This window comes from Streptomyces sp. DH37, assembly GCF_029813835.1.
GTDB lineage: Bacteria > Actinomycetota > Actinomycetes > Streptomycetales > Streptomycetaceae > Streptomyces.
Window position 1 is genome coordinate 20,573 of record NZ_JARVKV010000077.1, and the last position, 10,360, is coordinate 30,932.

Genomic DNA, 10,360 nt, shown 5'->3' on the forward strand with positions numbered 1-10,360 from the left:
AGAGAAGAACATGTCAATCGACGCGGTCACCGGGCTCGACCGGGAAGAGCTGCGGGACCTGCTGGCCCAGACCCTGGACGCCGACGCGGCCGAGATCCGCGACGACGCCGACTTCGTGGAGGCCCTGGAGGTCGACTCGCTGATGGCCCTGGAGGTCGTCGTGGTGCTGGAGCGCCGGTACGGGGTGAGGTTCGCCGAGGCGGAGATGCGCTCGGTGCGGACCCTGGACAGCGCCTACGAGCTGGTGCGCCAGAAGCTGCGGGAGCGCCCGTGACCAGCCCGGTCCTGGCCGAGCCGCGGCCGGTGGGCGACCCGGCCGGCGGTGCGGGCGCGGAGGGCCGGCCGGCCCGGTTCTCGGTGGCGATCGAGGAGAGCGAGCCCGTCTTCGCCGGGCACTACCCGCACTTCCCGATCTTCCCCGGCGTCTGCGTGCTGGAGTGCGTGCGCCGCGCCGCGCAGGCCGCCGGGCCGCCCGGGACCGGCGAGCTGCGGCTGGCCGCCGTGGAGTCCGGCCGGTTCCTGGCCGCGGTCCACCCCGGCGACACCCTGACCATCGAGCTGAGCTGGTCGCCGCGCGGCCAGGAGTGGCGCTGCAGCGCCCAGGTGGCCACCGAGCGCGGCCCGGCCGCCTCGGTCCGCCTGCGCTACCGGCGGGAGACGACGGCGTGATCACTTCCGCGGGCGTCCGCGCCGCGCTGCCGCACCGCTACCCGATGCTGCTGGTCGACCGCGTGCTGGAGACGGGGGCCGAGGAGATCCGGGCGGTCAAGGCCGTCACGCTCAACGAGCCCTGGTACGCCCGGCTCGGCCCGCAGGCGGCCCCGGAGGACCTCGCCTACCCCGACGTCCTGCTGATCGAGTCCTGGACGCAGACGGCGGGCCTCCTGGCCACCCGGCTGGCCGGCGGCGGGGCCGGGGGGCAGGTGATGCTGTTCGGCTCCGTGAGCGGCGTCGAGTTCCACCGGCGGGTCTTCCCCGGGGACACCGTCGAACAGCACGCCCGGCTGGAGCGCGCCGTGCACGACACGATGATCTTCCAGGGGGAGGGCCGGGTGGACGGCGAGCCGGTGCTGACCGTGGGCCGGATCACCGTGGCCTTCCGCCCGGGCGAGCGGCTCGGCCCCCCGCACGCCGGCCCGGCGACCGGCTGACCAGTACAGGCAGTAAGGAGAGTGTCATGACGGACAACACAGCGCCGGTCGCCCTGGTGAGCGGGGGATCGCGCGGGATCGGCCGGGCCGTGGTGCTGCGGCTGGCGGCCGAGGGGTACGACGTCAGCTTCTGCTACCACTCCAACGAGCAGGCCGCGCTGGAGCTGGAGAAGGAGGCGGGCGAACTGGGCCGCCGGGCGCGGGCGGTGCGGGCGGATGTGACCGACGCCGCCTCGGTGCGGGAGTGGGTGGCCCGCACCGAGGCCGAGCTGGGCCCGATCGAGGTGGCGGTCAGCTCGGCGGGCGTCACCCGGGACAACCCGCTGGTCCTGATGTCCGACGAGGACTGGCACGGCGTGGTGGACACCAACCTCGACGGCGTCTACCACGTCTGCCGCGCGGTGATATTCGAGATGATGAAACGCAAGTCCGGCACGATCATCACCATCTCCTCCATCGCCGGCGTCTACGGAAACGCCACCCAGACCAACTACTCCGCCTCCAAGGCGGGCATCATCGGCTTCTCCCGCGCCCTGGCCAAGGAGGTCGGCCGGTACAACATCCGGGCCAACGTGGTGGCCCCGGGCTACATCGAGACCGACATGACCGCCGAACTGGCCGAGAAGGTCAAGAAGGACGCGGCGAGGAAGATCCCGCTGCGCCGCTTCGGGCGGGCCGAGGAGGTGGCCGACCTGGTGGCCTATCTGGCCGGCGAGCGCGCCTCCTACATCACCGGCTCGGTCTTCCAGATCGACGGCGGCCTGACCGTCTGACCGGCCCGGAGACGCGATGACGACGACCGGGCCCCCGCCCACCCCCACCCTCACCCCCGCTCCCGCTCCCGTCCCGGCCCCCGCTCCCGTCCCGGCGGCGGGGGCCGGCGGACCGGGCTCCGTCCCGCCCCACGACCAGAGCGCCTACCGGCGGCTCAGGGCGCTGGCCGACCGCCACGGCGCCGCCTACCGGCTGCTGGCGCACCCCCCCGAGGGCCGCACCGAGGTGGTCAGCGCCCTGCGCGGGCACCCCCTGGCGCAGAGCGCCAAGTGCCTGGTGGTGGTGGTGCGGCCGGACAAGCGCACCCGCCGCCACGTGCTGGCCGTCATCCCCGGCGACCGGCGCCTGGACCTGGACCGGGTCGCCCGGTGCGCCGCCGGGCGCAGGGCCGGCTTCGCCGACCGCGAGACCGCCGAGCGGCTCGCCGGCTCGGTCAGCGGCTCGATCATCCCCTTCTCCTTCCACCCCGACCTCGAACTGATCGTCGAGGAGGACCTGCTGCGCAGCGACGTCCTGTACTTCAACGCCGCCCGGCTCGACCTGTCGATGGCCCTGGCCACCGAGGACTACCTGCGGATGGCGCGTCCGCGCACGGCCCGCATCGCCGAGCCGGCCGGCGCCTGACGGCGCGGTGCGCCGCCGGCGCCCGCCCCCGCCGCGGTGCCGGAATTCTGGGGGTTTTCAGCATCCTGCAGGAGCCTCCGGCGCCGCGCCGGCGCCGCCCTACCATCACCACGCAGCGGTGGCGGCGATTTCCGACCAGATATCCGAACCGTGGCCTGCCACCGGGCCGCCGGAGAAGACAACGGAGGCCCAGCACGTGGCCAACGCTCTCATTGAGGCAGTCAACGTAACGAAGTCGTTCGGCGAGGTCACCGCGCTGGACGGCGTGAACGTCTCGGTCCCCGCGGGGTCGATCCACGGCCTGCTCGGCCACAACGGCGCCGGCAAGACCACCTTGGTCCACATCCTGTCGACGCTGCTGCGGCCCACCGGCGGCTCCGCCCGGATCTGCGGCTTCGACGTGGCCGACAAGCCGCAGGAGGTGCGCCGCCGCATCGGGCTGACCGGGCAGTTCGCCTCGGTGGACGAGCAGCTCGCCGGGCGGGAGAACCTGACCCTGATCGCGCGGCTGCTCGGCGCGAACAGCCGCCAGGCCGCCCGCCGCGCGGACGAGCTGCTGGAGCTGTTCGAGCTGACCCAGGCGGCCGGGCGGCCGGTCACCCAGTACTCGGGCGGCATGCGCAGGCGGCTGGACATCGCGGCGAGCCTGGTCGGCTCGCCGCAGGTCATCTTCCTGGACGAGCCGACCACCGGACTGGACCCGACCTCCCGGATCGGCGTGTGGGAGATCGTCAGGCGGCTGGCCCAGGACGGCGTCGCGGTGCTGCTGACCACGCAGTACCTGGAGGAGGCCGACCGGCTGTGCGACCGCATCACCCTGCTGTCCAAGGGCCGGGTGATCGCCGGCGGCACGCCCGCCGACCTCAAGGCCGACGTCGGCCAGCGCACGGTGACCGTGACGCTCTCGGCGCCCTCCCAGCTGCCCGCCGCGGTCAAGGCGCTGGAGGAGGCCGGCATCCGGGCCGCCCCCCAGGACTCCGCGGCCGCCCTCAGCGCCCCGGTCGCCGCCTCCGCCGACCTCGCCGTCGTGGTGCGCGCGCTGAACGAGGCGCACGCCGAGATCGCCGAACTCGGCTTCTCCGAGCCGACCCTGGACGACGTCTACCTGCGGCTGACCCACGAGCCCACCGGAAGGCCGGTGCCCGCGTGAGCCTGCCCACCCTCCCCACCGACGAAGGAGCGCACCGATGACGGTCGCCGAGGCCGAGGCCACCCAGCAGCGAACGCCGCCGCCCCCCGGGCGGCGGCCGGCCGACCAGTGGGGCACCAGCGGCCTGGTCACCCAGACCCTCGCCCTCACCGGCCGCTCGGTGCGGCCCTACCTGCAGGCCGGCGTGCTCATCGTCACCTTCGTCGAGCCGCTGGTGATGCTGCTGATGTTCGCCGGGGTGCTGAAGGTGCTGGGCGACGCCCCCGGTATGCCGACCGACATGGCCTACATCGACAACCTGGCCCCCGCGATCATGATCATCACCGCGGTCGCCGCCGGCGCCCAGGCGGGCAACGGTCTCATCAACGACCTGCGCAACGACGTGATCACCCGCTTCCACACCATGCCGATCAACAGGTTCAGCGTGCTGCTGGCCAGGAGCTTCGCCGACGGCGCCCGGGCCCTCTACCAGCTGATCGCCGTCGCCGTCCTGGCCGCGCTGCTCTTCGGGTTCGCGCCTCCCGGCGGGGTGGCCGGCGTGGTGGGCGCGATCCTGATGAGCCTGCTGGTGGGCTGGTCCATGAGCTGGATCTTCATCCTGATGGCCGCGGTGCTCCGCAACGGCGACGTGCTGCGCATGATCACCACGCTGCTCACCTTCCCGCTGCTGTTCGCCTCCAACGCCTTCGTGCCGGCCGAGTCGATGCCCACCTGGCTGCGGGTGATCGCCCAGGCCAACCCCATCTCCTACGCCAACGACGCCACGCGCAGCATGGTCGGCGGGCAGATCACCCTCGCGGAGCTGCTCGCCACCGCCGCGGCCTGCCTGGCCCTGGTGTGCGTGTGCGCGCCGATCTCCAAGCGGTCCTTCCGGGTGATGTGACCCGCCCCCTCGCCCCGCTCCCCTCCCCCGTGCCCCGGCGGCGTCGCGCCCGCCGGGGCACGCTGGTTGCCGCGCGGCGGCGGCCCGGAGGCGGGGGCGGTGGCCGGTTGTGCCCTCTTCCCGCCCGCCGGGCGGGGCAAACCCGCGCCGCCGTGGCACCAAGCTGTCGAAACCGATGTTCGAATGTTCCGAGCCGGCCCGCTCGAGCCTAGGTTGACCACGTCGGCGGGCAGAACCTGCCCCGGGAAGACATCTTCCGAGAGGTTGACGTGGCGGAATCCGGAATCGGTCTGGACGGGCGTTCGGAGCTTCTCTACCGCAAGCTGCTCCAGCGGACGAGTTGGCGGACGCCGGCGCTGGCGCAGGCCATGGGATGGCCTGTCCAGGAGGTCGCGCAAGCGGTGGAGGCACTGCGGGCCGAGGGGCTCGTCAGCGTCTCCGAGGACGACCCCGCGGCGCTGCGCGCGGTCGAGCCGTGCATCGCCCTGCCGGCCCTGCTGGCCCGGTCGATGCGCGAGGGCCGCTCACCGCAGCCCCGCCCGGTCGAGATCGACCGGTTCATCGCCCTGCACGAGCGGGCGGCCGAGCGGGGCGGGGAGGCGGCCGAGGGCGGCGGGAGCCGGGCCGACGCCTCCACCGTGATCGAGCGGATGGTCGCCAAGGCCGAGCGGGAGGTGGTGTTCCTCGTCCCCGGCCACGCCGAGGGCGGCCCGGAGTTCTCCCGCCCCATCGTGGACATGGGGCTGCGGCGCGGGGTGCGCCTGCGGGCGGTGTGGTCCTCCTCGGTCTTCCAGGCGCCCGCCGCCCTGGCCCACGCGCAGTGGCTGGCCCAGCAGGACCTCCCGCCCCGCACGGTCGGCACGGTGCCGCTGCGGGCGATGGTGATGGACGGGGCGGTGGCCGTGGTGATCGACGAGCTGGAGGGGCCGCGCGTGGTGCGCTCCCCCGCGGAGCTGGAGCCGCTGTGCGCCCTGGCGGAGCGGCTGTGGGAGCACGGGGCGGCGGTACGGCAGCTGGGGCGGATCCCCAGCGCCCCCACCACCCGCCGGCCCCGCACCGAGATCGTCCTGCGCCTCCTGGCCGAAGGCCTCACCGACGACGCCATCGCCCGCCGGCTGGGCTGCAGCGTCCGGACGGTGCGCAACGACGTCGCCTCGGCGATGGCGGCGCTCGACGCGCGCAGCAGGTTCCAGGCGGGCGCCCGGGCCATGCAGGTCGGGCTGATCTGACCGGCCCCGGCGCCCCCCTTCCCCGCCCCCGCCCCCGCCCCCGCGGCGGGGGCGGGGGCGTTCCCGCGCCCCCGCGGGGGCGGGGCGGGCGGGTACAGAGCCGGTACAGACCGGTGCAGGAACGCGTATGCACGCCCGTGCGAACCTGGGGGGCGCGGGGCCGGTCAGAAGCGGGGAAGCACAGGGAGGGATGATGCACGACCACGTGGAGGGCCCGTTCCAGGCTCAGCATCCTCTGGAGGTTCTGAGGCGGATCGAGCTGCTGGGCACCGCGGACCGGGAGCCGGCGCACGACAGCGCCAGGTCCTGGGCGGAGCTACTGGCGGCTTACGTCGAGCACCTGGTGGAGCGGGGTCAGGCACACCACGGCCCGGGCCCCGGCGCGTTCCTGCCGGCGGGCGGGCTGGAGGGGGGGCAGGCCGGCGGCGACTGATGCGCGGCCCCGGGCGGCGGCCTGCGCCGGGCGGCGGGCGGCGGGGCCGGCCCCGGCGGCGCGCGGGGCCGCGCCGTCCCGCACCGCCAGCCGCATCAGCGGCGTGAAGCAGTACCGCAGCCACCCCCCGCCCTCGGCGCCGCGCGCCTCCAGAACCTGCGAGGAGGCCAGGCACTCCAGCAGCTCCTCGGCCTCCTCGCAGGACAGGCCCAGCAGCCGGGCGGTGTTCACCGGGGTCAGCAGGGCGGGCCCGGCCGCCGCCAGGAGGCCGCAGTCGCGCCGGGCGGCGCCCTCCAGCGGGTCCAGGGCCGCGCGCAGGCTGGCGCGCACGTCCAGGCTGCCGAAGCGCAGCTCCTCCAGCCTGCGCTCCTGGGGGGCCAGCCGGTCGGCGAGCCGGGCGACCGGCCACTGCTGACGGGCCGCCAGGCGGGCCCCGGCCACCCGCAGGGCCAGGGGCAGGCGGCCGCACGCCTCCACCACCCGCGCGGCCGCCTCGGGCTCGGCCGCGACCCGCTCCTCGCCCGCGACGGCGGCCAGCAGGCGGTGGGCCTCGCCCTCCTCCATCGGGCCCAGCCGGACCAGCCGGACGCCCTCCAGCGACGCCAGCGTGGAGCGGACGCCGGTGACCAGGGTGCGGCTGCCGCCGCCGCCCGGCCGCAGGGGACGCACCTGCGCGTCGTCGGCGGCGTTGTCCAGCACCACCAGCAGGCGCCGCCCGGTGGTCAGGGTCCGGTAGAGGTGGGTGCGCTCATCGAGCGTGGCGGGCAGGGCGCCGGTGACGCCCAGGGCGCGCAGGAACCAGCCCAGGGCCTCGGCGGGGTCGCGGGCGGCGCCGTCGGCGGCGCGCAGGTCGGCGTAGAGCAGGCCGTGCGGGAAGCGGGCGCGGCAGTGCCGGGCCACCCGCACCGCCAGCGCCGACTTCCCGGTGCCGGGGGCGTCGGCGAGGAGGACGTCCTGGCGGGCGTGGAGGGCGGCGAGCACCTGCGCGGTCTGGGCGGCGCGCCCGGTGAAGTCCCCGGCCCCGGCCGGCAGCATCGCGGGAACCAGCCCGTGCCCGCCGCCGCCCGGCCCCGCCGCCGGCGCGGCGGCGGGGCGCCGCGGGGCCCGGGCCGTGGGCAGGGTGCCGGTGAGGATCTGCTGGTGGAGGGAGCGCAGGGCCGGGCCGGGATCGATGCCGAGCTCCTCCGCCAGCTGCCGGCGCCCCTCCTCGTACACCGCCAGCGCGTCGGCCTGGCGGCCGCAGCGGAAGAGGGCGACCATCAACTGGCCGCGGATCCGCTCGCGCACCGGATGCCGGGCGACCAGCTCGGTCAGCACGGGCACCACCTCGGCGGCGCGGCCGGTGGCGAGCGCGGCGTCGGCGTGGTCCTCGTGGGCGCTGACGCGGGCCTCCTCCAGACCGGGCGCCTCGGCGTCGGCGAGGTGGGCGGTGACATCGCGCAGGGCCGGGCCGCGCCACAGGGCGAGCGCCCGGGCCAGGGTCCGCTCGGCGCCGGCGTACCGGCCCGCCAGGAGATCGGCGCGGCCGGCGCCGGCCAGCCGCCGGAACAGGTCCCAGTCGAACACCGCGTCGCCGATGTCCATCCGGTAGCCGCGGCCGATCCGCTCCAGCCTCAGCCCGGGGCCGATGCGGGTGCGCAGCCGCGACACGTAGGTGTACAGCCGGCTGGTGCTGGCGGCCCGGTGGTCCGGGCCCCACAGCAGCGCCGCCAGCCGCTCGTCGGTCAGCGTCCTGCCGTCGGCGAGCAGCAGGGCGGCGAGCACGGTGCGCTGCTTGCTGCCGTCGAGGTCGACCGCGCGGCCGTCGACCTCGGCCGACACCGGGCCGAGGACCGTGAAGTGCATGAGGCCTCTCCTCCTTCCGCGGGCCCGCTGCGGTGCGGGGCCGCCTACCGCACGACGGTGCCGCCGGCCCGCCGGGCCGGCGGCGGGGGGCCGGGCGGCCCTCCCGGAACGGCGGCGGGCCCCCCGCCGCCGGCGCCCTCCCCGCCCTCGGCCCGGCGCCGGGCCGAGGACCGCCGCCACCGGGCGGCGGCGGGCCGGGGAGCGAGCAGGGCGGCGACGGCGGCCAGTTCCTCCGGCGCCGGGCCGCCGCTGATCACCTGGGACAGGGCGGGGCCCAGCGGCCCCTCGAACACGGTCGCGGACACGGATGCTCCTCACCGGGGCGGATTGCCGTGCGGGTGCCCGGGCCGCCGGAGCGGGCGCGGGCGGCGGCGCGCCCACGCGCCGGCGGTCTCCCCCGGCGCGCCGCGCTCCGGCGGCCCGGGCCTCGCCCGAGAGCGCCTCCCGCCGGGCCCGGGCGGGCGCGGCGGGCTGTCTGCTGCGGCATGGCCGCCTCCCCCTCCTTCCGCCCGGCTCAGCCGGTCCGGGAGGCCACGAAGTCGCAGAGGGCGTCGAGCGTGCACCGCGCCGGCCGCGGCGGCAGGAACTCCAGCGCCTCCCTCGCCAGGGCCAGCCGCCGGTGCATGATCGCCTCGGCGCGGATGGCGGCCCGCGAGGCGGAGAACAGCTCCAGGACGCGCCGGTGCCAGCCGGCTCCGGCGGCGGGTCCGGCCTCGATCAGCGCCCGCAGCTCGGCGCCGCGCGGATCGGTGTCCTGCCGGGCGAGCAGGACCGGGAGGCTGGGGACCCCGGCGAGCAGGTCCTTGCCCTGCTCCTTGCCGGTGAACGCCTCGGGGGAGGTGAGGTCCAGCAGGTCGTCGGCGATCTGGAAGGCGATGCCGAGCTGCTCGCCGTAGTCGATGAGGGCGTCGGTGACGGGCGCGGGCGCGCCGGCCTGCAGGGCGCCGATCCCCAGCGACATGGCCAGCAGGGCGGCGGTCTTGCCGGCGGTCACCTGGAAGTAGTGCTCGACGGGGTCCTCGCCCGGCGCGGGCCCGGCCAGCTCGCGCAGCTGGCCGGCGACGAGCCGGTTCGCCGTCTGGGCGTTGAGGCCGAACGCCCCGGGCACCAGGTCGGCGGCGAGCCGGGCGGCCCGGGCCAGCAGCCAGTCCCCGCCCCTGACCGCCTGACGGTTGCCCCACAGCGCGTTGACGCTGGAGGCGCCGTGGCGCACCACCGCCCGGTCCACCACGTCGTCGTGGTAGAGCGAGGCGACGTGGACGAGCTCGGCGACGACCGCCGCCTGACCGACGCCCTCCCGCCCGGGATCCCCGAACTCCGCGGCCAGCAGCACCAGAAGCGGCCGCAGCCGCTTGCCGCCCGTGGCCGCCAGATACCCGGTGAGCGCCGCGACCCGGGGGTCGGGCGAGTCACTGGAGCAGTCCCGAAGCCGCCGCTCGGCAGCGGCCAGCGCCTCGCCCAGCCGGGCCTGGAAGTCCGGCTGGTTCGGGCCGAGCCGGCTCAGGACCACGGAGGAGTACGAGAGGCGGCCGTCCGGCGAAGCGGATGTCGGGGCCTCGTAGAGCTGCTTTGCGGTCACGAGGAGACCCATCCTGTCGCGCCTGCGGGGCGGAGTCGTGGTTGGTGTCGTGGTCGGAGTCGTGGTTGGTGTCGTGGCTGGTTGTCTTCCGCCGCCACCCTGGCAGCCCGGCGATCGGGCGGACAACCGGCCTGACAGGAAGGTGCCACCCCCCGCCGCCCGGCCCCCGGGACCCGGGATCCGCGAAGACGACCGGGCGGTACCCGGGCCGGGAACAGGCGCGCCCCCGCGCCACCGGCCCCCGCGGCCGGTGGCGCCGCCGCGGCCGGACCCGCCCCTCCCGCGCCGCGCGCCCGGACGCGCGCCGCCCCCGAACCGGCGACGGGCCGGCGACGGGAAGCGGGAACCACCCGCCCCCCGCAGGGCGGACCGGACCGGCGCGGACCGAGCGGGACCGGACCGGGCGGGACCGGCCGGTTCCCCCGGCGCGGCACCACGCCCGCCCCCGGCGGGTACCCCGTGCCGCCGCCGGAACTGTTCCGCAACCACACGCCCGCCCCGCCCCCCGGCGAGTACCGCCGGGGGCGGCGGTGGCGCCGCGCCGGCACGGCGCCACCGGGCGCCCCCCGGCACCGGCGCGGCCGGAACCGGGGCGCCCCGCCGGGCCCGCGGGGCGCCGCGGGCAGGGAGGGGCGAGGCCGGGCGCGGCGCCCGCACCCGCTCCCCCGGCCCGCGGCGCGGCCGGGGACACG

12 protein-coding genes are annotated in these 10,360 nt (G+C 76.7%); 9 read left to right on the top strand and 3 right to left on the bottom strand.

The window, feature by feature from the left end; all coding sequences use genetic code 11:
• Positions 1-10 precede the first annotated feature (10 nt).
• From QC029_RS26940 to QC029_RS31235, 9 genes are all read left to right on the top strand, one after another.
• Complete coding sequence (locus tag QC029_RS26940) at positions 11-274, top strand: acyl carrier protein (RefSeq protein ID WP_279558423.1); 264 nt, start codon at positions 11-13, stop codon at positions 272-274.
• The gene (locus tag QC029_RS26945) at positions 271-669 is read left to right on the top strand and encodes a 3-hydroxyacyl-ACP dehydratase FabZ family protein (RefSeq protein WP_279558424.1); all 399 of its coding nucleotides are present in this window, start codon (positions 271-273) and stop codon (positions 667-669) included. Before QC029_RS26940 ends, QC029_RS26945 begins: the two co-directional genes overlap by 4 nt.
• On the top strand, positions 666-1,151 hold the full coding sequence (locus tag QC029_RS26950; RefSeq protein WP_279558425.1) for a 3-hydroxyacyl-ACP dehydratase FabZ family protein: 486 nt from the start codon (positions 666-668) through the stop codon (positions 1,149-1,151). The genes QC029_RS26945 and QC029_RS26950 overlap by 4 nt, the downstream gene beginning before the upstream one ends.
• Positions 1,152-1,177: 26 nt before the next feature.
• Entirely contained in the window at positions 1,178-1,924 is a 747-nt protein-coding gene (fabG, locus tag QC029_RS26955; RefSeq protein ID WP_279558426.1) for a 3-oxoacyl-[acyl-carrier-protein] reductase, read from the top strand.
• 16 nt (positions 1,925-1,940) lie between these two features.
• Positions 1,941-2,549, top strand: a complete 609-nt coding sequence (locus QC029_RS26960) for a YbaK/EbsC family protein (RefSeq protein ID WP_279558427.1) — start codon at positions 1,941-1,943, stop codon at positions 2,547-2,549.
• Between the two features lie 196 nt (positions 2,550-2,745).
• Entirely contained in the window at positions 2,746-3,699 is a 954-nt protein-coding gene (locus QC029_RS26965) for an ATP-binding cassette domain-containing protein (protein ID WP_279558428.1), read from the top strand.
• A 37-nt stretch (positions 3,700-3,736) separates the two neighbouring features.
• Entirely contained in the window at positions 3,737-4,582 is an 846-nt protein-coding gene (locus QC029_RS26970; RefSeq protein WP_279558429.1) for an ABC transporter permease, read from the top strand.
• 269 nt (positions 4,583-4,851) lie between these two features.
• Positions 4,852-5,811 carry a LuxR family transcriptional regulator gene (locus QC029_RS26975; RefSeq protein ID WP_279558430.1) on the top strand — a complete coding sequence of 320 codons (960 nt, stop codon included), beginning with the start codon at positions 4,852-4,854 and terminating at the stop codon, positions 5,809-5,811.
• 193 nt (positions 5,812-6,004) lie between these two features.
• Positions 6,005-6,244, top strand: a complete 240-nt coding sequence (locus QC029_RS31235) for a DUF6269 family protein (protein ID WP_369281322.1) — start codon at positions 6,005-6,007, stop codon at positions 6,242-6,244.
• Here the strand turns inward: QC029_RS31235 and QC029_RS26980 are convergent.
• From QC029_RS26980 to QC029_RS26990, 3 genes are all read right to left on the bottom strand, one after another.
• The gene (locus QC029_RS26980) at positions 6,128-8,089 is read right to left on the bottom strand and encodes an AfsR/SARP family transcriptional regulator (RefSeq protein ID WP_279558431.1); all 1,962 of its coding nucleotides are present in this window, start codon (positions 8,087-8,089) and stop codon (positions 6,128-6,130) included. The two genes, QC029_RS31235 and QC029_RS26980, sit on opposite strands and share 117 nt — an antisense overlap.
• A gap of 44 nt (positions 8,090-8,133) precedes the next feature.
• Entirely contained in the window at positions 8,134-8,394 is a 261-nt protein-coding gene (locus tag QC029_RS26985; RefSeq protein WP_279558432.1) for an acyl-CoA carboxylase subunit epsilon, read from the bottom strand.
• Between the two features lie 209 nt (positions 8,395-8,603).
• A complete protein-coding gene (locus QC029_RS26990; RefSeq protein WP_279558433.1) occupies positions 8,604-9,668 on the bottom strand; it encodes a polyprenyl synthetase family protein in 1,065 nt (354 codons plus the stop codon).
• Between the last annotated feature and the right edge of the window lie 692 nt (positions 9,669-10,360).